Origin of the sequence: Streptococcus sp. SS-4456, from assembly GCF_036680365.1 — a bacterium.
In the GTDB taxonomy this organism is placed as follows: Bacteria; Bacillota; Bacilli; order Lactobacillales; family Streptococcaceae; genus Streptococcus.
This window is the reverse complement of sequence record NZ_JAVIHI010000034.1, coordinates 1-21691: the sequence shown is the minus strand read 5'-3', so window position 1 is coordinate 21691 and position 21691 is coordinate 1. Positions and strand designations below refer to the sequence as shown.

Genomic DNA, 21691 nt, shown 5'->3' with positions numbered 1-21691 from the left:
CCTCACAAGTCCTTTTTATTATATTATACTCCTAAATACGAAGAAAAGCCCTTAGAAAATAAATTCTAAGGACTTTGTCTTCAGTCTGAAAAATCCGCTCTTTGGCGGATTTTTTCTGTTACTCTGTTAACTGATCAACTGTTCGATAGGCAAGAAGTCCCAGCAAGACACTAGCCATCGGAAGCAGGGTTGTCAATATACCCGTATGCAATGGGGAGTTGAAGAAAAAGTGCAGACCGATACTTGCCGCAATCCAAAATAGACCTTGAACTGTTGACATGGCTTTTTGTTTGGTAAAAAGTGCCACCATACCAATAGCAAAGAGCATGGTAAATACCCAGTGGGTCCAACCAGCCTGCCCAACTCGACCAATAATGGTTTCAAAGCCGTCTAGTTTACCCATGAACATATCGCGGAAGGTAAACATGATGTCTTCAACAAGCTGGAAACTAAGACCTGCAATGATACCGCTGACCAAGGCATATTTTACAGTCATTTTTTTCGCAATTAGTAGGACTAAGAGAACAACCAAGCCCTTCCCAAACTCTTCTGCAAACGGGGCAGAAACAGCAGCCCCCCAGTCATAACGAAAATCATCGCTGACCTTGACAATCTCAAGTAAAAAGTAGCCAATAGCTGCGTGTCCATAGTCTGAAAAAGCTACTCCGGCAGTTAGGCCCAAAATCCAACTTAAATGACTGACTTTTTTGGAAATAGCATAGCGGTTTTCCAAGTAGCGGATCAAATAGACCAGGGGAATGATATAAAGGGCGGCAACAGAGATAGTTAGTAAAAACAAGGGATACTTGGCTTCCATGCCATTTGGTTTGGCCAATTCTTCAAATATCATTTGACAGCCTTTTACAAACCCAAAGCTGGCTAAAAGAATGGGGAAATAGGTTTTACAATAGTGTAATATGTTTCACATTTAAAACTCCTTTGTATTAACGAATTAGTGTATGGATACATTGTAGCAAAAGTTATGCTATCTTGTCTAATTTTTATCTGTTTTTTTGCTAAAGTGATTTAAAATTCTACTGCCGTAGCAGAATTGTGTCAAAAATATTCTTTTTTGATAGACTAATGTTGAAAAAATAAAAGGAGAATCTTATGGAACAGTATGATTTGTTAGTAATTGGTTTTGGTAAGGCTGGAAAGACCTTGGCAGGAAAGCTTTCTGCGGTAGGTAAAAAAGTTGCCTTGGTCGAGGAAAATCCTGCCATGTTTGGCGGTACCTGTATCAATATCGGTTGTATTCCAACCAAAACCCTCTTGGTAGCAGCGGATAAAAACTGGACCTTTGAGCAGGTCATGGAGCAAAAGGAAACTGTGACTACTCGCTTACGGAATAAAAATGAAGCAGTCTTGAAAGGTAGCGGTGCCAACCTTTATCAAGGACACGCACGTTTTGTAGCTGACAAGGTTGTGGAGGTAGTTGCTGGAGAAGAAAGCCTTCAGTTAACTGCGGAAACCATTATCATTAACACAGGTGCTAAGTCGCGCGTACTTCCAATTCCAGGTTTGTTGGATACAGCTCACGTTTATGATAGTACAGGCATTCAGAACTTGGAAGTTCGTCCTGACAAGTTGGCTATTATCGGTGGTGGTAATATTGGACTTGAATTTGCTGGACTTTACAGCAAACTCGGCAGTCAGGTGACAGTATATGAAGCCAGCTCTGCTATTTTACCGAGAGAAGAGGAAGTGGTTGCTAAGCTAGCCAAGGAGTATATGGAAGAAGCTGGCGTGACCTTCGAGCTGGGAGCTAACATCGAGCAAGTGGCTGCAGCAGGAGAGCAGGTTGCCCTGACTGTCAATGGTGAAACAGCAAACTTTGATGCTGTCCTCTATGCGACAGGTCGTGTGCCGAATACTGCTGACTTGGGCTTGGAAAATACGGCGATTGAGCTTTTGGAAAATGGTGCTGTTAAGGTGGATGACTACTGTGAAACCACTGTTCCAGGTGTCTACGCAGTGGGTGATGTCAATGGTGGCCCACAATTTACTTATACATCGCTAGACGACTTCCGTATCGTTTTCGGCAAGTTGAATGGGACTGGAACTTATAGCTTGAGCCAACGTAAGTCAATCCCAACCAGTGTCTTTATTACGCCTGTACTTTCTCGTGTTGGTCTGACCGAGAAGGAAGCCAAGGCAGCAGGTTACGACTACATTGCCAATGAATTGCCTGTTGCCAATATGCCTCGTGCCCATGTCAACAATGACCTCAAGGGTATTTTCAAGGTTATCGTGGATAAGGAAACGAAGCTTGTTCTTGGTGCAACTTTCTTTGGTCGCAATTCAGAGGAGCTGATTAACTTGATTGCTATGGCGATTGACAATAAGATTCCTTATACCTACTTCAAAACTCAAATCTTCACCCATCCGACTATGGCTGAGAACTTGAATGATGTCTTTTCACTCATCGAAAATTAACACTATTCGGCGTCAACTTGCCTTGATATACTCAAGTATAATCTGCGGCTTCGTTTCCTAGACTAGTGTCAATTTTCATCGAGTGACCATTTTTCTTTGATGAACCGTGACCGTCCGATAGGGCGGTTTTTTATAGCATAAAAGGAGAATACCTTGATGATGGTTCATCTTGTTATTCTCCTTTTAATTACATTGTGCGTTAGACTCCCATATCGACAGTCTCTGGCAGAGTAGCTCCTCCATCTATGACAATTTGAGCCCCTGTTATATAACTACTTTCATCGCTTCCAAGAAAAGCAAATAATTCTCCAACTTCTTTAGGGTCTGCTAATCGTTTCATTGGAACAGCTTTTGCAATTCCATCAATAATCTGCTCAGGATTTTGAGGGTCAGATTCTAAGGCCATCTGTTCTACCATGGGTGTTCGTGCATAGCCTAATTGTGTGCAGTTCACACGAATATTTTTTTGAGCATATTCAACCGCTAAGCATTTAGTTAAACCTACTGTTGCAGCCTTTGTCATGGCATAAGCTGCTTCTCCAGGATCTGCCACAATATCTCCTGTTACTGAGGAAGCAATTACAATACTACCTCCGTTTCCTTTTAGCATTTCCTTAATGGCGACTTGGCAAGTATTCCAGACACCCTTGATATTTACATCGATATGGAAATCTCTCATTTCTGCTGTAAATTCTTCAAATGGAGCCAATCGACAGACTCCAGCATTGCAACAGGCTATATGTAGAGAACCAAATGCAGCAATCGTTTTATTTACAGCCTCTTGTAATTGTGTTATTTCACGAACATCAGCTATATGTGTAATGATATCTGCATGATACTTTTCTCGCAATTCTTGTGCGGTTGTCTCAACGGCTTCATCTCTATCTATCATACAGATTTGAGCCCCATTTTTTACGTAGACTTCAGCAATTCCTTTACCAAGACCAAATGCAGCACCAGTAATCAGCGCAACTTTTCCAAGTAACTTCATAAGTGTTCCTCCTTGTTAATATATCAAATAAAATGTAACCCTTTTCAAACAAAAAGTCAAATGATTATATAGTAATTTTGAAATGAATTTATTGATATTTATTTTATGTTTCCTCTTTCTTTTACAAAATAGCTTTCATAAAGTATGCCAAACTATTTTCTGGGATAAAATTGTTATCTGCAAGTAATTTTGGTATTTACTGTATAACATGATACAATAAGGTATCAACCATTGGAGGTTTTATATGAGATGGAATAAAAAACTAGCACTTAGTGCTGTCTTAGTCGCAAGTTTGTTTACTTTGTCAGCCTGTCAGTCGATTTCAAATTGGTGGAAAAATACCAAGGAAGAATGGATTGGCTTGGAAATGACAGTTCGGACATTTGATGAGAATTCTCAGTTAATAGATGAAATGTCTGGTAAGTCCTTATCGATTTCGCGGAATGAGGAATTTGACTCAGTGGACGCCGAAGGCTATTCCAATGCGGATTCGTCTGTTTTGAAGGTAACACTTGGTAATTATGAGATTGACCATGTTGGGTCTTCCTTGATTGCTGCCGAAGAGGGCTTGGAGGATTTATTTGCCAAGTATCAATCGACTGTAGATATTGCCAACTATGATCGTTCTATTCCCTTGGTTAATCGGATGGTTTCTAGTTTGAAAAATGATTTTACTGGTAAGGCTAAGGTTGTTTTAATTCGTTCGCAAAATGGTACACCATTAGCGACCTATGTTGGTGATAAGGTATCCCTTTATGCTTCTGATGCGCCAAAAACATCAGAACTACTGATAGATGGTAAACGTTTGATTATCTACCGTTGTGACTATACTATTTATGACAGAGAATTGTTGGAGAACTAGATGATAAACATTCGGTCAGCTCAGATAGAGGATGCTGCAGATTTGGTGGCTATCTATGCTCCTTATGTTAAAACTACAGCCATTACTTTTGAGACTCAAGTGCCGACTGTGGCAGACTTTGCTAGTCGGATTAAAAAGACCTTGGAGAAATTTCCCTATCTAGTTGCAGAAGAAGAAGGACAAGTTGTGGGATATGCGTATGCATCGACCTACTATGCCCGTGCTGCTTACGATTGGACAGTTGAATTGTCTGTTTATGTCAGTAATTTGGCACGTGGAAAAGGAATCGGAAGTCTTTTATATGATGCCATAGAGGAAGATTTGAAAGCGCATGGCTTTAAGAACTTTTTAGCCTGTATTGCTCTTCCTAATCCAGCCTCGCTTGCTCTTCATAAGAAGAGAGGCTATGAACAGGTAGCACATTTCAAAAACGTTGGTTATAAATTTGATACCTGGCACGATATTGTCTGGCTTCAAAAATCCTTGGTAGGTGATGCAAATGAAAATTGATGAATTAGAAAAACGTTTATTGGCGGTAGCGGATGCCAGTCAAGCCCAGCCTATGAAAGCTTATATGAAAAATAACTTTGAATTCTTAGGTGTACGAACGCCTGACCGCAGACAGATCGCCAAGCAGTTCTTCAAAGATTTCAAGGTTCAGGGAATTGATTGGGATTTTGTAGAGGCTTGCTGGGTCAAACCCTACCGTGAGTTTCAGTATATTGCTATTGATTATCTGGTTACAAAGAAAAAGGACTTGGTTTTAGCTGACCTGCCTCGCTTGAAAAAATTAGCCCAGGCCAAGTCTTGGTGGGATAGTATTGACGGTCTGGATAAATTAGTAGGTAAGATTGTTTTGGACAATCCAGAGGCCAAGCAGACCATTTTAGAATGGAGTGTGGATGATGATTTCTGGTTGAGGAGAATTGCCATTGACCACCAACTCCTGCAAAAAGAAAAGACTGATACAGAACTTCTTGAGAAGATTTTGGTCAACAATCTCAATCAGACTGAATTTTTCATCAATAAGGCGATTGGCTGGAGTTTGCGAGATTATTCCAAGACCAATCCTGACTGGGTACGGGCTTTTCTAAAAAAGTACAGCTCCCAAATGGCAGGCTTGTCCATTCGTGAAGCTAGTAAGTACATTTAGGAGGAATCTTGTCTAAAGTATATGAATTTGAAGCAACTATCCACCCTGTTCCAGATAAGGGCGGAGCCTACGTTATTTTTCCCTATGACATTCGTCAGGAATTTGGAAAGGGAAGAGTAAAGGTAGAGGCTACTTTTGATGGCCTTGTTTATCATGGCTCTATTGTTAATATGGGAGTCAAGGATGAAGCAGGAAATATCTGTTACATTATTGGCATTCAAAAGGCTATTCGAGCGGCTATTGGAAAACAGGTTGGTGATAGAGTACAAGTAACCATTCAAGAACGACTGGAGTAATCAGGCTTGCAAATCCTTGAGATTATGGTAGAATAGATTCATGCGATGAGCCGAGTAGTGACTTTGTCACATTCGACGCTAGGGAGGTCTTCATTTAATTGAAACGCAGGAGCGGACCTTGAATAGTTGTGTGAACCTTCTATTCTCATCGGAAACGATGCCCTGGCCCACCTTTATGGTGGGCTTTTTTGTATTCCAGTCTTTTCATTTTATAAAATTATGGTATAATTATGAAATAACAAATTTTTAGAAAATTTTGAAGAATTGATCTAAAGGAGATTTTTTATGGCTTATGTAGTAGCTGTTGTTGGTGCGACTGGTGCAGTTGGTGCCCAAATGATTAAAATGTTGGAAGCGTCAACACTTCCAATCGATAAAGTACGTTTCTTGGCTTCTGCTCGTTCAGCAGGTAAGACCTTGCAGTTCAAGGGACAAGATATTGTTATCGAAGAAACAACAGAGACAGCTTTTGAAGGAGTGGATATTGCCCTCTTCTCAGCTGGTGGATCTACATCTGCTAAGTACGCTCCTTATGCTGTGAAAGCTGGTGCAGTTGTCGTTGATAACACATCATATTTCCGTCAAAATCCAGATGTACCTTTGGTTGTTCCAGAGGTAAATGCTCACGCATTAGATGCCCACAATGGTATCATTGCTTGTCCTAACTGTTCAACTATTCAGATGATGGTTGCGCTTGAACCTGTTCGTAAGAAATGGGGCTTAGAGCGGATTATCGTATCGACCTATCAGGCGGTTTCTGGTGCTGGTATGGGAGCTATTTTGGAAACACAAGCTCAGCTTCGCTCTGTATTGAATGATGGAGTAGAGCCAAAAGCAGTAGAAGCCAACATTCTTCCTTCTGGTGGTGATAAGAAGCACTACCCAATTGGCTTTAACGCTATTCCTCAAATCGACCTCTTCACTGAAAATGACTATACTTATGAAGAGATGAAGATGACAAAAGAAACCAAGAAAATCATGGAAGATGACAGTATTGCCGTTTCTGCAACCTGTGTCCGTATCCCAGTCTTGTCTGCCCACTCTGAGTCTGTTTACATTGAAACCAAGGAAATTGCTCCGATTGATGAAGTGAAAGCAGCTATCGCAGCCTTCCCAGGTGCTGTTTTAGAAGATGATGTGGCAAATCAAGTCTATCCGCAAGCTATTAACGCAGTTGGTAGCCGTGATACTTTCGTTGGTCGTATTCGTAAGGATTTGGATAAGGAAAATGGTATTCACATGTGGGTTGTTTCTGACAACTTACTAAAGGGTGCAGCTTGGAACTCAGTTCAAATCGCTGAAACTCTCCATGAACGTGGTCTTGTTCGTCCAACCGCAGAATTGAAATTTGAGTTGAAATAAGGACTAGGTTTAGGAGATTGAAAAATGAATGATAATATTGCTAAGAAAATGGAGCAACGCCCAAAGGTACAAATTTTCTTCAGTACCGTTTTGGGTCTTGTAGTTGCCGTCTATGGATTCATTATCAGGCAAGATTTGTTAGTTTGGGAAGAAACAGGTGGAGAAAAACTCCTCCCACGCTTTATTTACTGGATTTATTCTTTAGTGGGTGCTACTGGAGTCGCTCTAGCATTCCTAGCAGTGAGTATGATTTTCTTTGTCAATAGCTATCGTATTTTCAAAAAATTAAAAGCTTAGATGTTAAGGGCTTGGCTTTTGATGATTTTATTGTGGCATTCAGTTGTAGAAAGGTTGAGATATGTCTATTCAAGATTTGCGTGATGTAAAAATTATTACGGCTATGATTACGCCCTTTAAAGAGGACGGAGCTATTAACTATGATGTGTTACCAGAATTGGTTGAGCATTTGTTGGCTCATCATACGGAAGGGATTTTGTTGGCAGGCACAACTGCCGAAAGTCCAACTCTTACACACGCGGAAGAATTGGAATTATTTGCGGCAGTACAAAAGATTGTCAATGGTCGTGTCCCTTTGATTGCAGGTATCGGTACCAATGATACCCGTGACTCCATTGAGTTTGCCAAGGAAGTTGCGGCTTTCGGTGGCTTTGCGGCAGGTCTTGCCATCGTGCCTTATTACAACAAGCCTTCTCAAGAAGGAATGTACCAGCACTTCAAGGCTATTGCGGATGCTTCTGATTTGCCAATTATTATCTACAATATTCCAGGACGTGTTGTCGTTGAAATGACGCCTGAAACCATGTTGCGCTTGGCGGAACATCCTAATATTATCGGTGTCAAAGAGTGTACCAGTCTTGCCAATATGGCCTACTTGATTGAAAATAAGCCCGAGGATTTCTTAGTTTATACTGGTGAGGACGGCGATGCCTTCCATGCCATGAACCTGGGTGCTGATGGTGTAATCTCCGTTGCATCCCATACCAATGGTGATGAAATGTATGAGATGTTTACTGCTATTGAGCAGCAAGATATCAGAACTGCGGCAGCCATTCAACGCAAGTTTATTCCGAAAGTTAATGCTTTATTCTCTTATCCAAGTCCTGCACCAGTCAAGGCAGTTCTCAATTACATGGGATTTGAAGTTGGACCACTCCGCTTACCATTGGTACCTTGTCCAGAAGAAGACGCAAAACGCATTATCAAAGTCGTCGTTGACGGCGATTACGAAGCAACCAAAGCAACTGTGACAGGAGTTGTAAGACCGGATTATTAAAACAGTCTACGGATAGACTGTTTTAACGCGAGCCAAGAAACAAGAGAGCGAGCAATGTCCAGTGGACGTTTTTAACCCGAGCCTAGAAACTCAAATGTGAGGATATCCAGGGCTTCAGCTGCCATTTTCGACGTTTTATTTAGATTTATTCAAGCACATCATAAAATAGGTGTGCTTTTTTGTATGGATATGTAAACCTTTTCAATAAGAATTTGCCTTGTCAATGCTATAATGGAGGATAAGGGAGGAATCAGGATGAATATTATAATTATTGGTGCTTCATTTGCTGGTTTGACAGCTGCAATGGAATGCCAGAAACGCTATCCACAAGCGACGATTTACTTGATCGATAAGGAAGAAAGTATTGGTTATTTTCCCAATGCGCTCAATTGGAAAGTAAAAGGAGAAATTTCAAGCTGGGAAGAAGCAAGGATTTGCTATTTTGAGGGGCTAGAGCAGTCGGCCGTTCATTTCTTACTTGGATGGGAATGCATTTCCATAGAATCCGTATCTAAAAAAATAAGGCTAAAAAAAGAAGAACGCACGCGAGAATTACCCTACGACTATCTCATTTTAGCTATGGGTGCCCAACAAGTTTGGGAACACCAATCGGTTGACCTGTCGGAAAAGATTTTGACCAGTAAATCCATTGCTCAAGCTCAAAAGTGTTTTGAAAAGTTCGGAGAGGCAGAAAATGTGACGGTAATAGGTGCTGGCCAAATTGGGCTTGAAAGCCTAGAAGCACTCAGTCGTTTCCCTTTAAAGCTTAGATTGATAGAGTCGCAAGAATGGCCCCTGGCCAAGTATTTCGATCGGGAAATGGTCGACTTCATCTGGAATGAATTCGAACGGATAGGCTTGGACTATCATTTTTCGGAAACAGTTAATGAAGTTAACTTGAATGAGTTGGGTCAAGTCCAGTTAAGCAGTTTGCAGGGAACCTACCTGTCTGACTTTGTTCTTTTGGGTACCAATTTTAGACCCCATACAGATTTGGTGGAAGGATTAGTGGACCTGCATACAGATGGTAGTATTCTGGTGGATGACTATCTTGAAACCAGTCAGTCTGGAATTTTTGCGGTAGGAGATTTAATCCGGATGCCTGTTACTATGTTTGGGCAGGCCTATCTGCCCATGATTAACCATGCTATGCTGACAGGGCGTCTGGTTGCTGAAAATCTTCTGGCTAAGAAGAAGCGCTTAAAGCCTGTTCAACGCATTGTCTCCACCCATGTGTTTGGCTATAATCTGACTAGCGTAGGTCTGACGGAAAGGGAAGCAAACCTGTGGTTGGACACAGACGCTATTCGCATCCGGCAACCATTCAGCCAGTGGGATGAAAAAGAAATAGACTTCAAAATGGTGGTCAGTCGAGAGGATGGACGTATTCTTGGTGGTCAATTGGTATCTTCCTCTGACCACATGGCACAGATGAATGTTCTTGCTCTTGCCATCTCTAAGGAAATGACGGTGGAAGATTTGCTACAAGAAGCTTGGCTCTGTTTGCCTGGAAGAACCGATCTGCAACCATTCATTATGGAAGCAGCCAATCAGTATTTCTGGCAAAAATCTGATCAAGAATAGGTGGTGATTGTGTGCATATTCTAGATTTATTAGAAAAACGTGAGCGCGCTATTTACCAGCTCTTTCTTCTCTTGCGCAAGTCCGTTGCACCTATTGGAATAAAGGAAGTTGCCCAGCAGCTCCATCTGTCCAAATCTACCTTGTTACGCTACATAGAAAGTTTCTCTGAAGAGGTTAAAGAGGAGCAGTTTGGTCTTGTCTTTCAGATTATAGAAGAGGAAATTGTCTTACAACGCGGAGCTAATTTATCCAGACAAGACCTGTTTGCCTATCTCTTTAGAACCAGTATCAAGTACCAGATTTTACTTTATTTTTTTGATAAAAACGAATGCTCTATTCCCATGTTGGCTCAAGAATTATTGTTGAGTGAAGCTACTTTGAACAGACACCTTTCGACATTAAACAAAGTTCTGAAAGAGTTTCAGGTGAGTATGCGGAACGGTCGTTTGCGGGGGAGTGAGTTGCAAATTCGCTATTTTTATTATCAATTATTCTGGCTGACTAGGCCTTTCAAGGAATTAGAACAAGATCGGGTCTTTAGGGAGCAACTTGCTCATCTGCCGATTTTTGAACGCTTTTATCAATCCCAGTTTAATCCTCGACAGGCCCATCAGTTGGCTCTCTGGTTGATGATTGTCCAGAAAAGAATGCGATTGAAGGATTTGGATTTCCAGGCAGTTTATCAGTTAATGGCACCCTATGAACAACATAAATTTTACCGTCACCTACGCCAGCTCTTTTTAACCTTACGCCAGCAAGCATCCGCTTCCTTTCAAGAGGGGGACACCATGTCTGTTTTTGCCTTCTTGTTTAGTCAAGGGATAGTGGCAGCCCATCAATTAGAACAGGTCTTGGGCTTCGGTGGCCCCATTATGGAAGCAACTAGTTGGGCCTTTCAACGGGTAAAAATTCTCTTGAAGACAGATTTGACAGTGGAAGAAGGCGAACTATATCATCTCAATCAGGTTTTTAGTCAGCTCTATTTTTTCACTTCCTGCATCGATAGTGGCTTTGATGAGTTGGCTAGCTATGATTTTTTCATGCAAGAGGCTGCTTCTAGTATCTTGCACCATGTATCTGAGGAGATTTTTGGGCGAAGGCAAGCCCCAGCCACCAGCCATTTGCTATCTTTGACGCAATTATTTTCATATTTTATGCAGGTGGAGCCAACCATGGTGAAAATTGGGTGGGCCTCCAGTTATCCGTCTGTCATTAGTTCTCCCATTTTACATGTCTTATGTCAGTTCTTAGAACGCAATCGATCAATTCAAATCGAGCCTGTCCAATCAGACCAATCCTATGATCTGGTTATTTGCCATGATTATCCTTGGCAGCAAGATCCATCTTATCATATCTATGGTTTGCCAACTGCTCAGGAGTTGAAGGATGTAAAGGGCCTTATTCAGACCATTCATCAGAGCAAGTTAGAGCAGTCTAAACGGTTGGTCGAACGCAAGCAGTTTCGGATCGAACGGCGGTGAAAAGCTTTCTAGTTTCTAGGAAGTTTTTCTTTTGCTCCTAAAAGACGACAACTTTATCAGTTTTTTTTGAAATAGTAAAAAAATTGATAAGATTATTTTCGAAAAATAGATTACAATAAAATCACAAGGAAGTCGGAAACGCTTTCAAAAATAAGATAAACCTACAAGGAGGACAGGAAATGTCTGCAGAAAAATACATTATGGCCATCGACCAAGGTACAACAAGCTCACGCGCCATCATCTTTAACAAAAAAGGTGAAAAAGTGGGTAGCTACCAAAAAGAATTCACACAAATCTTCCCTAAACCAGGTTGGGTAGAACACAATGCCAATGAGATTTGGAATTCTGTACAGTCTGTTATTGCAGGTTCCTTTATTGAAAGTGGTGTTCGTCCAGACCAGATTGAAGGGATTGGGATTACTAACCAACGTGAAACAACAGTTGTTTGGGACAAGGAAACTGGACTTCCAATCTACAATGCTATTGTCTGGCAATCCCGTCAGACAGCACATATTGCAGAACAGTTGAAACAAGATGGGTATGCAGACCTTTTCCATAAGAAAACTGGTCTGGTCATTGATGCTTACTTCTCAGCTACAAAAGTTCGTTGGATTTTGGACCAAGTTCCTGGAGCTCAAGAACGTGCAGAAAAAGGAGAGATCCTCTTTGGCACTATTGATACTTGGTTGGTATGGAAATTGACCAATGGCAAGTGTCATGTAACGGACTACTCTAACGCAGCTCGTACCATGCTTTACAATATCAAGGAACTCAAGTGGGATGATGAAATCCTTGACCTCCTCAATATTCCAAAAGCTATGTTGCCAGAAGTACGTTCCAACTCAGAAGTTTATGGTACCACAGCTCCATTCCATTTCTACGGAGCAGAAGTTCCTATCTCAGGTATGGCAGGTGACCAACAAGCAGCCCTCTTTGGACAGTTGGCCTTTGAACCAGGTATGGTGAAAAATACCTATGGAACAGGTTCCTTCATCGTTATGAACACTGGTGAGGAAATGCAGCTATCTGAGAATAGCCTCTTGACCACTATCGGTTATGGTATCAACGGAAAAGTTTACTATGCACTCGAAGGGTCAATCTTTATCGCAGGATCAGCTGTGCAATGGCTTCGTGACGGTATGCGGATGGTTAAAGAATCACCAGAATCTGAAGAGTTGGCTCGCAAATCAACTAGCAATGATGAGGTCTATGTTGTACCAGCCTTTACAGGTTTGGGAGCTCCTTATTGGAATTCGGATGCGCGTGGTTCAGTCTTTGGCTTGACGCGTGGAACAACCAAGGAAGATTTTGTGAAAGCAACCCTCCAATCCATTGCCTACCAAGTACGCGATGTTATTGATACCATGCAGATTGACTCAGGAATTGACATTTCTGTCTTGAAAGTAGACGGCGGTGCTGCCATGAACAGCCTTCTTATGCAGTTCCAGGCTGATATTCTTGGTATCGAGATTGCTCGCGCTAAAAACTTGGAAACAACCGCACTTGGTGCAGCCTTCCTAGCAGGTCTTGCAGTTGGTTTCTGGAAGGACTTGGATGAATTGAAGGAATTGAATGCAGTTGGTCAATCCTTCCAGCCAGCAATGAATGAAGCCCGTAAAGAACAGCTCTACAAGGGTTGGAAAAAAGCTGTTGCTGCAACGCAATTATTTGCACAACTAGATGAAGAGTAAAGAAGAAAGTGTGAAAACATGGAATTTTCAAAAGAAACACGTCGCTTAGCGATTGAAAAAATGCAGGATAGACAGTTGGACCTTCTGGTTATCGGTGGTGGTATTACGGGGGCTGGTGTAGCCCTCCAAGCCGCTGCTAGTGGCATGGAAACTGGCTTGATTGAAATGCAGGACTTTGCCGAAGGGACTTCTAGCCGTTCAACTAAATTGGTTCACGGTGGACTACGTTACCTGAAACAATTTGATGTAGAGGTAGTTTCTGATACAGTTTCAGAACGTGCAGTAGTGCAAAACATTGCTCCTCACATTCCAAAACCAGATCCAATGCTCTTACCTGTCTATGATGAAGAAGGATCTACTTTTAGCCTCTTCCGCTTGAAAGTGGCTATGGATCTCTATGATCTCTTGGCTGGAGTTAACAATACGGACCTTGCTAATAAGGTGTTGACAAGAGAAGAAGTGCTGGAACGAGCACCACATTTGAAAAAAGAAGGCTTACTTGGTGGAGGAGTTTATCTTGACTTCCGTAACAATGATGCTCGTCTGGTAATTGAAAACATCAAACGTGCAGCAAAAGACGGCGCCTTGATTGCCAGCCGTGTCAAAGCTGAGAAATTCATCAAAGATGAGGCTGGAAAAGTTGTCGGTATCGTCGCTCGTGATTTGCTGACAGACAGCACCTTTGAAATCCGTGCGCGTTTGGTCATCAATACAACAGGACCATGGAGTGACGAAGTGCGTAATCTTGGAGGAGAAGGCTCAGGTGTTCTCCAGATGCGTCCAACCAAGGGTGTGCACCTAGTTGTCGATAGCTCTCGTTTGTCTGTGCCTCAACCAACCTACTTTGACACTGGTCATGCTGACGGCCGTATGGTCTTTGTTCTTCCTCGTGAAAACAAAACCTATTTTGGTACGACAGATACGGACTATACAGGCGATTTGGCAAATCCAATGGTCACTCAAGAAGATGTCGATTATCTATTGGATATTGTCAATAATCGCTTCCCAGAAGCAAACTTGACCTTGGATGATATTGAAAGTGGCTGGGCAGGTCTTCGTCCACTCTTGTCAGGAAATGGTGCTTCTGACTACAATGGTGGCAATAATGGAAAACTCAGTGACGATAGTTTCAACAGCTTGATTGAAACCGTCAAAGGTTATTTGAACAATGAAAAGACCCGTGATGATGTGGAACACGATTTGACTCATCTGGAAGGTAGTGTTTCTGAAAAACACTTGGATCCGTCTGCTGTATCGCGTGGTTCTGCCCTTGACCGTGATGAGAATGGTTTGCTCACACTTGCCGGTGGTAAAATTACCGATTTCCGTAAGATGGCAGAAGGTGCAATTGAAAAAGTAGCAGACATCCTCAAAGAAGAACATGGTCGTAGCTTTAAACTCATCAATTCTAAGACCTATCCTGTATCTGGTGGTGAATTGAACCCAGCTAATGTAGCAGAAGAAATCGAACACTTGGCTCAATTAGGTGTGAAAAAAGGTTTGGACTACGATGACGCCCTCTATCTTGCTAACTTGTACGGATCAAATGCTCCAAAAGTCTTTGCCCTGAACCATAAAGTAGAGGCTGTGTCTGCCCTTAACAAGCGTGATTTGCTTTCTCTTCACTATGCTATGAAGGAAGAAATGACCTTGACAGTAGTGGATTATCTTCTCCGCCGTACCAATTATATGCTCTTCATGAGGGAACAATTGGATGCAGTAGCACCTGAAATTATTAAAGAAATGGCGGCTTATTATGCTTGGTCAGCAGAAGAAGTGGCACAACAAGAACAATTGTTGGCTGATACTCTCGTTAAGAATGATTTAACATACTTGAAACAAGCATAAACAATTTATCTGATTTACAAGGTGGTAGATTAGAATATCCAAAGGAGGAATTATGAAATTTTTACGTTCTACAATCGGTTACATGATTGCTGGTATGATTGTCATGAGTGTTTGGGGAGCCTTTGCAGAAGCCTATGGCATTATCGGAGGATTCTTCGCAGCATTTATCATCATCGGCCCAATGTGGTACATGAACCACTACCTAGGTCTGATTAAACATGATGCTGATTCAGCTTTCGTTGATATGGGGCTTGGGATTGCTATCTGTGGTATTTTTCGAGATGCATTTTTGAAAGGTTTTGGCACCATTGCAGATTCTCTGCCTACTATTCTTTTGATTATTGTTGGCGCAACTATCGGTGGCTTGGTAGCTGCTAAGATTGAAGAAGATATGGAAAAAGATTAGGAGGAAAATCATGACAATTCAACAAGCAATAGCAACACTTGTAGGTGCCTTTATTTTCCCATTTGTTATTCGATTAACATGGGGAAAAATGGTTGAACATTTCGGACCAATTGGTGGTTGGTTGGCAGCAGCAATGGTTGTTGGTACAGTTTGGTGCCTCAATCACGGTGTTGGTTTAATGTCTCAATCTGGCGATGCATGGGTCGATATGGGATTGGCTGCAGGAGTAGGTGTCTTCGTAGCTTCAGCAGCCAGAGGTGGTAAAGTTGGTAAAGCAACCAATAACATCCTAGCGGCACTTGTAGGTGGTATCCTAGGTGGTCTCATACTATCATTCTTTTTATAATAGAAACAAACAGCTAGAATATTTTTCTAGTTGTTTTTGGTTTAGAATATTTTAAGGATAGTAACTTATAATAAAATCATCTTTTTCATATAATCTCCAAGAAGCACTTGAAGTCATTCAGGTGTTTTCTTTGTGCATTTTTCTTGATTGTATAACTAGTTAGTGATAAAATACGTTCATATTAAATATCGAGGTAAAGCTATGAACAATACAGGTATTCATCACATTTCAAGTTTGGTAGGAAACATACATCAAGCCTATCATTTTTATCATCATAATCTAGGTTTGAAATTGACCTTGAAGACAGTCAACCAAGAAGATTCAAGCATGTATCATCTCTTTTTCGGTGATGATGAAGGTCGTTTTGGAACGGAATACACCATTTTTGATATGCCTAACCATCCCAGTCATAGAAACGGAACCAATCGTTTGGAAAGAACTGTTTTTTTGGTAAAAAATTTTGAGGCATTAGAATTTTGGCAGAAAAGACTGACAGAGTTTGAAGTGGAAAATGAAGGAATTCAGGCTTTTGGAAATGGGCATATTCTGAATTTCCGAGATGAAGATGGGCAGTTGCTTGGCTTGACCTATCATGACGTTATCGGAGAAATGTTTCCGTCTGAAGCGGATGACATTCCGTCAGAATACGCTATTCTTGGCATCGCCAGTCTACATATGCGGATTCGTGAAGAAAAGGAATTGTTATCTTTACTGACAGAGACTTTTGGTTTTGTCGAGGAAAGTCGATTTGTTTTTGAAGATAATTTAGTGATTTCTCTGCTCTTTGATAACACCTTCCAGCATCGCCTGTATTTGATACTTGACCAAGAGTCGCCAATTAGTGTGATGGGAGTCGGGGCCATTCATCATATCGCATTTGGTGTCTTAGATGAGTCCGACTTGGAAGACCTGATTAGTCGCTTAAATCTCATCAATCGTCCACATTCTGGGATTATCAATCGAGATTTCATGCATTCCTTGTACTTTCGAACGCCCAATTATCTCATGTTTGAGGTTGCGACCATGGCTGGCGAAAGAGAGGCTGCCATGCCAAGACAAGATAAGCTGCTAGATAAAGTTGAACTGTTCTTGCCAAGTTTCTTTGAAGAGGACAGACAGGATATCGAAAAAAATCTCTCCCAACGTTATTAGGAGAAATGAAGTATGGATTATCACTTTATCAAAGGGACCAGTCCTCGTCTTTTGGTATTTTTCCACGGAACAGGCGGCAATAAGGACTCCATGCTCTTTCTGCGCCAACAGTTAGATCCAAAAGCTTCTGTCCTTTCCTTGGATGGCAGTTGGGGTCAAGGCAGGGAAAGGCGTTTCTTTGCACCTCTCATTGACGGTCAGCTGGATCTTGTCGATGTTGAAATGCGCTTGTTGGCTTTTCTGGATTTTTGGCAGGATATAGACAATCAGCCCTACCAGCAGGTTACCTTCGTTGGATTCTCAAACGGTGCCAACTTTATCATGGGCTTGTTAACCAAGCAGTCAAACCTGGCGGACAATTATATCTTGCTCCACCCTTCAGCCTTAGATTATGCTTTTCCTATGGAAAATAGCAGAGCAGAGATTTTATTTACACTGGGGCAGAATGACCAACTCGTCGACCAAGTCGCTCTTGAAAATCTTGTAGATGACTGGCAAGCGGCAGCTTTTCCCAGAGCCAATCTAGTTCGTTTTGACAAGGGACATTTTTTAAGTCAGGATGAATTGACCTATGTGGGAAATTGGTATCAAGAAAGAATAGACAAAAAGACCTGAACAAGTTGTTCAAGTCTTTTATGTGTCTTAGATTAAGGATTCTAATTTGTCAACCAATGAACCAACGTAGGCGATGGTTTCTTTAAGTGGTTGATCTGTTGAAACGTCAACACCAGCGTGTTTAGCAAGGTCCTGAGCAGAAAGGCTAGCACCCAGTGACAAGGTTTCCAACCATTTTTCAACAACTTCTTCAGGATGTTCTTCCAATTGTTTCGCCATAGCCGTACCGATGGTCAAACCAGCTGAGTAGGTATACGGATACAAACCAATGTAGTAGTGCGGTTGACGCATCCAGATAAGACCTGCATCGTCACCGATTTCAAAGTCTTCACCCCAGAATTCCTTGATGACATCCAACTTGATTTGGCAGAGAATATCACCGTTGAGGTATTCTTCATTGTCCAAACGAGTGTAGACTTCACGCTGGAAGGCTGCTTCAAGCAAGTGAGTAACCATGTTGTGGAAGTAAGTACGGCTGATCAGTTCGCTAATCAAGTAAGCCTGGAAGCCAGGGTCTTGGTTGTTTTTCAAAAGGGTGTTACATGTCAAGACTTCATTAGCAGTAGAAGGCGCCTCGATGAAGTAGAGGGATGGATCGTAGCTGAGGACACTTTGTTTTTTCGCCCATTGGAAATGACCAGCATGTCCTAATTCGTGAGCCAATACCAAGACCTCGTTCATCAATCCTGTCCATGAAAGTAGGATATAGGATGGTCCGTCGTAAAGTGTAGCACAGAAGCCACCTGTAGCCTTGCCTTCGTTTTGGGCAAAGTCGATCCAACGCTCATCAAATGATTGTTCAATCATTTTCACATAATCTTCACCAAGAAGGCCCAAGCAGTCAATCAAGAATTGCTTGGACTCTTCAGGAGTAATGCGTTGGTTGTATTCAGAAGGCAGACTGATTTTCAAGTCAGCATGAGTGATTTTATCCAAACCATGAGCCTTAGCAACCAATTTCACATAGCGACGCATGTGTGGAGCCAATTCCTTCATGATGACATCAATCTGACGATCAAATAGGTCACGGGATACGTTTTGACGATGCAAGAGGAAGTCTATGGTATTGTCAAATCCACGCAAGCGAGCTTCGATTTGCTCATTCTTGATATGAGATAAATATGTCGCTGCAGTTGTATTCTTGTATTTTTTCAAGGTTGAATAGAAACCAGCAGCTGAATTGCGACGGATTTCGGTATCATGGCTGAGCTCATAATCATTTTCAAAGAGAACATAGCTATTACCAAGTGTTTCACCATTTGCTTCGAAGTTGTCAAAGGTCATGTCCTCAAACTTGGTCACACCGTAGTTGTTATAGGGCTGACCAAATGTTGGTGCAAAATTTGATAAAAGTTCTTCTTGTAGCGGATGGAGTTGATGCGGTTTGTCACGGAGAATACCATCAAAGAATGCAGCCCATTGTGGTTGTTCTTCTTTTAATTCAAGTAGAAAGGCTTCATCTAACTGACCAAGTTCTGAATAGAGGAAATCTCGTTGAGGACGTGCCTTGGCAGAAACGAGGTCATATTCGTTGGCCAGGCTCGCCAATTCAGTATTCATCTTATCGACTTCCAAAGGAAGGAAGGCATAGTGAGAAAGTCGGCTATCCAGAATAACGATTTTCTCATATTCTTTGAGAGCAGCTACTATGGTTTCCTTGTCTGTTAGTTTTCCTTTGAAGTTTGTTTCGAAGGCAGTGACTTGATTTGTATAAGCAACCAATTGTTCTTTGTAATTTTCAGGTGTTGGGAATAGCAAATCAGTATTCCAAGTTAATTGCACATCAATTTCTTGACGCTTTGGCATTGCAGAAGTCATATATTTCTCCTTTTTTTATTGATAGCTACATTATAACATAAGAATTGGTTTGAGGAAAAATAATGTTAGACCAATTTATGAAAAGGAAACTTGACAAAATGCTTAAAAACGTAGATAATTATAGTATGAAAGGGTTTACTGAAAACCGGAAAGGAGTTAGATATGCAGGTTATTAAACGAAGTGGTGAAATTGTAGAATTTGACCCCGAAAAGATTTACCAAGCCATTATTAAGGCAGCTCAAACTGTATATGTAATCGACGATACATGGCGGAAGAACCTGGCACAAGTGACGAAGAAAGTCGTGCTAGACTTGGAAGAAGCTCATACAGAACGTCCAACCATCAGCATGGTTCAGTCACAAGTTGAACATCGGTTGTTGGATGCAGGCTATATTACCATTGCTGAACATTATATTTCCTATCGTTTGCAACGTGATTTGGAACGTAATGGCTATGCGGACAAGATTGTCGTTCATTTGCGCTTTGAGCAAATTCGATAAAGAAAAGATATGGAGAGTGGCGAAGTTAACTTTCTTCCCTGCTCTTTTTGTTATAGTCAAAAGCTATAACAATCTATATTTAAAAAGTATTTGTAAACAACCAACCATTAGCTTATAATCAAATTAGTTAATCCCAATCTAACTAGTTGAATCCCGTAGTTCGTGCCTATGGGATTTTTTATGTTGACAACCTGTCTTTGGCAATGATTTAAAAAATAATGGCTACAATGTAGACTATGTTTAGGCTGCTTTTAAGGCTTAGCAACAGGTTTAAAGAAAAAAATGTGATTTTCTGAGCAAAAATTTTGAAATCGGTAACAAATGTGTAGTATAATAGATGATGTAAAAAAATATTTATTTTGAAAGTGAGATTTTACTTATGTCTAAAATCGTTGTTGTCGGTGCTAACCACGCAGGTACTGCCGCAATCAAAACTATGTTGACAAACTACGGTCAAGAAAACGAAATCGTTGTATTTGACCAAAACTCAAACATCTCATTCTTGGGTTGTGGTATGGCTTTGTGGATTGGTGAGCAAATTGCCGGTCCAGAAGGACTTTTCTACTCAGATAAAGAGCAGTTGGAAAGCATGGGCGCTAAAGTCTACATGGAGTCACCTGTTACAGCTATCGACTATGAAGCAAAAACAGTTACTGCACTTGTAAACGGTCAAGAGCACGTTGAAGCTTACGACAAACTTCTTTTTGCTACAGGTTCACAACCAATCTTGCCACCAATTAAAGGTGCTGCAATCAAAGAAGGTTCTCTTGAATTTGAAGCAACTCTTGAAAACTTGCAATTCGTTAAATTGTACCAAAACTCAGCAGATGTTATTGAAAAATTGAAAAACAAAGACATCAACCGCGTAGCAGTTGTTGGTGCTGGCTACATCGGTGTTGAACTTGCTGAAGCTTTCCAACGTAAAGGTAAAGAAGTTATCCTTATCGACGTTGTAGACACATGTTTGGCTGGTTACTATGACCGCGACTTGTCAGACCTTATGGCTAAAAACATGGAAGACAACGGTATCAAACTTGCCTTCGGTGAAACAGTTCAAGAAGTTGCTGGTAACGGTAAAGTTGAAAAAATCATCACTGACAAGAACGAATACGATGTTGACATGGTTATCTTGGCTGTTGGTTTCCGTCCAAACACTGCATTTGCAGGTGAAGGAATCGAGCGTTTCCGTAACGGTGCCTTCCTTGTAAACAAACGCCAAGAAACTTCAATTCCAGGCGTTTACGCTATCGGTGACTGTGCAACTATCTACGACAACGCTACTGGCGACACAAGCTACATTGCATTGGCTTCAAACGCAGTACGTACTGGTATCGTAGCGGCTCACAACATCTGTGGTACTGACCTTGAAGGTATCGGTGTACAAGGTTCTAACGGTATCTCTATCTATGGTCTTAACCTTGTATCAACAGGTTTGACACTTGAAAAAGCTACTCGTCTTGGATTGAACGCTGCTGTTACTGAAGTAACTGACAACCAAAAACCAGAATTCATGGAGCATGGTAACTTCCCAGTAACTATCAAGATCGTTTACGATAAAGATTCACGTCGTATCCTTGGTGCTCAAATGGCAGCTCGTGAAGATATCTCATTGGGTATCCACCTCTTCTCATTGGCAATCCAAGAAGGTGTAACAATTGAGAAATTGGCATTGACTGACTTGTTCTTCTTGCCACACTTCAACAAACCATACAACTACATCACAGTAGCAGCACTTGGTGCTAAATAATATCTTTTGATACATAAGGGCTCTTTGTCAACTGTAGTGGGTAGATGAAAAGCTAACACCTAGAGAGGACGAACTTCGTTCTCTCTTTTTCAATATTCAAAGCGATGT

At 41.4% G+C, this 21691-nt stretch carries 21 protein-coding genes; 18 read left to right on the top strand and 3 right to left on the bottom strand.

Annotated features, from left to right (window positions below; all coding sequences use genetic code 11):
- Positions 1–118: 118 nt before the first annotated feature.
- Positions 119–850 carry a PrsW family glutamic-type intramembrane protease gene (locus tag RFK25_RS08990; protein ID WP_332413067.1) on the bottom strand — a complete coding sequence of 244 codons (732 nt, stop codon included), beginning with the start codon at positions 848–850 and terminating at the stop codon, positions 119–121.
- A gap of 260 nt (positions 851–1110) precedes the next feature.
- On the opposite strand from RFK25_RS08990, the gene RFK25_RS08985 reads away from it, so the two are divergent.
- Entirely contained in the window at positions 1111–2436 is a 1326-nt protein-coding gene (locus tag RFK25_RS08985) for an FAD-containing oxidoreductase (protein WP_332413065.1), read from the top strand.
- Between the two features lie 199 nt (positions 2437–2635).
- Here the strand turns inward: RFK25_RS08985 and ucpA are convergent, their stop codons facing one another.
- Positions 2636–3427, bottom strand: a complete 792-nt coding sequence (gene ucpA, locus RFK25_RS08980) for an SDR family oxidoreductase UcpA (RefSeq protein WP_332413064.1) — start codon at positions 3425–3427, stop codon at positions 2636–2638.
- Between the two features lie 244 nt (positions 3428–3671).
- On the opposite strand from ucpA, the gene RFK25_RS08975 reads away from it, so the two are divergent.
- The 15 genes from RFK25_RS08975 (at position 3672) to RFK25_RS08905 (ending at position 17517) form a co-directional block, all read left to right on the top strand.
- On the top strand, positions 3672–4289 hold the full coding sequence (locus tag RFK25_RS08975; protein WP_332413063.1) for a DUF5052 family protein: 618 nt from the start codon (positions 3672–3674) through the stop codon (positions 4287–4289).
- Positions 4290–4799 carry a GNAT family N-acetyltransferase gene (locus RFK25_RS08970; RefSeq protein WP_332413062.1) on the top strand — a complete coding sequence of 170 codons (510 nt, stop codon included), beginning with the start codon at positions 4290–4292 and terminating at the stop codon, positions 4797–4799.
- Positions 4789–5442: a DNA alkylation repair protein gene (locus RFK25_RS08965; RefSeq protein WP_332413061.1), complete on the top strand. Its 654-nt coding sequence runs from the start codon at positions 4789–4791 to the stop codon at positions 5440–5442. The genes RFK25_RS08970 and RFK25_RS08965 overlap by 11 nt, the downstream gene beginning before the upstream one ends.
- A gap of 8 nt (positions 5443–5450) precedes the next feature.
- The gene (locus RFK25_RS08960; protein WP_332413060.1) at positions 5451–5738 is read left to right on the top strand and encodes a DUF1905 domain-containing protein; all 288 of its coding nucleotides are present in this window, start codon (positions 5451–5453) and stop codon (positions 5736–5738) included.
- Between the two features lie 285 nt (positions 5739–6023).
- The gene (locus tag RFK25_RS08955) at positions 6024–7100 is read left to right on the top strand and encodes an aspartate-semialdehyde dehydrogenase (protein WP_332413059.1); all 1077 of its coding nucleotides are present in this window, start codon (positions 6024–6026) and stop codon (positions 7098–7100) included.
- Between the two features lie 24 nt (positions 7101–7124).
- Entirely contained in the window at positions 7125–7397 is a 273-nt protein-coding gene (locus tag RFK25_RS08950) for a hypothetical protein (protein ID WP_332413058.1), read from the top strand.
- Between the two features lie 61 nt (positions 7398–7458).
- The gene (dapA, locus tag RFK25_RS08945; RefSeq protein ID WP_332413057.1) at positions 7459–8394 is read left to right on the top strand and encodes a 4-hydroxy-tetrahydrodipicolinate synthase; all 936 of its coding nucleotides are present in this window, start codon (positions 7459–7461) and stop codon (positions 8392–8394) included.
- Positions 8395–8649: 255 nt separating this feature from the next.
- Positions 8650–9978, top strand: a complete 1329-nt coding sequence (locus tag RFK25_RS08940; RefSeq protein ID WP_332413056.1) for an FAD-dependent oxidoreductase — start codon at positions 8650–8652, stop codon at positions 9976–9978.
- 11 nt (positions 9979–9989) lie between these two features.
- Positions 9990–11459, top strand: a complete 1470-nt coding sequence (locus RFK25_RS08935) for a helix-turn-helix domain-containing protein (RefSeq protein ID WP_332413055.1) — start codon at positions 9990–9992, stop codon at positions 11457–11459.
- 179 nt (positions 11460–11638) lie between these two features.
- Entirely contained in the window at positions 11639–13150 is a 1512-nt protein-coding gene (glpK, locus tag RFK25_RS08930; RefSeq protein ID WP_332413054.1) for a glycerol kinase GlpK, read from the top strand.
- An 18-nt stretch (positions 13151–13168) separates the two neighbouring features.
- Entirely contained in the window at positions 13169–14998 is a 1830-nt protein-coding gene (glpO, locus tag RFK25_RS08925; RefSeq protein WP_332413053.1) for a type 1 glycerol-3-phosphate oxidase, read from the top strand.
- A 52-nt stretch (positions 14999–15050) separates the two neighbouring features.
- Positions 15051–15404: a Lin0368 family putative glycerol transporter subunit gene (locus RFK25_RS08920; protein WP_172029573.1), complete on the top strand. Its 354-nt coding sequence runs from the start codon at positions 15051–15053 to the stop codon at positions 15402–15404.
- A gap of 10 nt (positions 15405–15414) precedes the next feature.
- Positions 15415–15750, top strand: coding sequence for a Lin0368 family putative glycerol transporter subunit (locus tag RFK25_RS08915; RefSeq protein ID WP_332413052.1), 336 nt, complete (start codon positions 15415–15417; stop codon positions 15748–15750).
- 201 nt (positions 15751–15951) lie between these two features.
- Complete coding sequence (locus RFK25_RS08910) at positions 15952–16902, top strand: VOC family protein (RefSeq protein WP_332413051.1); 951 nt, start codon at positions 15952–15954, stop codon at positions 16900–16902.
- Positions 16903–16914: 12 nt separating this feature from the next.
- Positions 16915–17517, top strand: a complete 603-nt coding sequence (locus RFK25_RS08905; RefSeq protein WP_332413050.1) for an alpha/beta hydrolase — start codon at positions 16915–16917, stop codon at positions 17515–17517.
- Between the two features lie 27 nt (positions 17518–17544).
- Here RFK25_RS08905 and pepF read toward each other — a convergent pair whose 3' ends face one another.
- Positions 17545–19335, bottom strand: coding sequence for an oligoendopeptidase F (gene pepF, locus RFK25_RS08900; RefSeq protein ID WP_332413049.1), 1791 nt, complete (start codon positions 19333–19335; stop codon positions 17545–17547).
- A gap of 162 nt (positions 19336–19497) precedes the next feature.
- Between pepF and RFK25_RS08895 the strand changes: the two genes are divergently transcribed.
- Positions 19498–19836: an ATP cone domain-containing protein gene (locus RFK25_RS08895; RefSeq protein WP_105109201.1), complete on the top strand. Its 339-nt coding sequence runs from the start codon at positions 19498–19500 to the stop codon at positions 19834–19836.
- Positions 19837–20215: 379 nt separating this feature from the next.
- Positions 20216–21583 carry a H2O-forming NADH oxidase gene (gene nox, locus RFK25_RS08890; RefSeq protein ID WP_172028860.1) on the top strand — a complete coding sequence of 456 codons (1368 nt, stop codon included), beginning with the start codon at positions 20216–20218 and terminating at the stop codon, positions 21581–21583.
- Positions 21584–21691 lie beyond the last annotated feature (108 nt).

Coding starts and splice junctions, on each gene's coding strand:
- RFK25_RS08990 (WP_332413067.1), bottom strand. CDS start 850: ATGATATTTGAAGAATTGGCCAAACCAAATGGCATGGAAGCCAAGTAT.
- RFK25_RS08985 (WP_332413065.1), top strand. CDS start 1,111: ATGGAACAGTATGATTTGTTAGTAATTGGTTTTGGTAAGGCTGGAAAG.
- ucpA (WP_332413064.1), bottom strand. CDS start 3,427: ATGAAGTTACTTGGAAAAGTTGCGCTGATTACTGGTGCTGCATTTGGT.
- RFK25_RS08975 (WP_332413063.1), top strand. CDS start 3,672: ATGAGATGGAATAAAAAACTAGCACTTAGTGCTGTCTTAGTCGCAAGT.
- RFK25_RS08970 (WP_332413062.1), top strand. CDS start 4,290: ATGATAAACATTCGGTCAGCTCAGATAGAGGATGCTGCAGATTTGGTG.
- RFK25_RS08965 (WP_332413061.1), top strand. CDS start 4,789: ATGAAAATTGATGAATTAGAAAAACGTTTATTGGCGGTAGCGGATGCC.
- RFK25_RS08955 (WP_332413059.1), top strand. CDS start 6,024: ATGGCTTATGTAGTAGCTGTTGTTGGTGCGACTGGTGCAGTTGGTGCC.
- RFK25_RS08950 (WP_332413058.1), top strand. CDS start 7,125: ATGAATGATAATATTGCTAAGAAAATGGAGCAACGCCCAAAGGTACAA.
- dapA (WP_332413057.1), top strand. CDS start 7,459: ATGTCTATTCAAGATTTGCGTGATGTAAAAATTATTACGGCTATGATT.
- RFK25_RS08940 (WP_332413056.1), top strand. CDS start 8,650: ATGAATATTATAATTATTGGTGCTTCATTTGCTGGTTTGACAGCTGCA.
- glpK (WP_332413054.1), top strand. CDS start 11,639: ATGTCTGCAGAAAAATACATTATGGCCATCGACCAAGGTACAACAAGC.
- glpO (WP_332413053.1), top strand. CDS start 13,169: ATGGAATTTTCAAAAGAAACACGTCGCTTAGCGATTGAAAAAATGCAG.
- RFK25_RS08920 (WP_172029573.1), top strand. CDS start 15,051: ATGAAATTTTTACGTTCTACAATCGGTTACATGATTGCTGGTATGATT.
- RFK25_RS08915 (WP_332413052.1), top strand. CDS start 15,415: ATGACAATTCAACAAGCAATAGCAACACTTGTAGGTGCCTTTATTTTC.
- RFK25_RS08910 (WP_332413051.1), top strand. CDS start 15,952: ATGAACAATACAGGTATTCATCACATTTCAAGTTTGGTAGGAAACATA.
- RFK25_RS08905 (WP_332413050.1), top strand. CDS start 16,915: ATGGATTATCACTTTATCAAAGGGACCAGTCCTCGTCTTTTGGTATTT.
- pepF (WP_332413049.1), bottom strand. CDS start 19,335: ATGACTTCTGCAATGCCAAAGCGTCAAGAAATTGATGTGCAATTAACT.
- RFK25_RS08895 (WP_105109201.1), top strand. CDS start 19,498: ATGCAGGTTATTAAACGAAGTGGTGAAATTGTAGAATTTGACCCCGAA.
- nox (WP_172028860.1), top strand. CDS start 20,216: ATGTCTAAAATCGTTGTTGTCGGTGCTAACCACGCAGGTACTGCCGCA.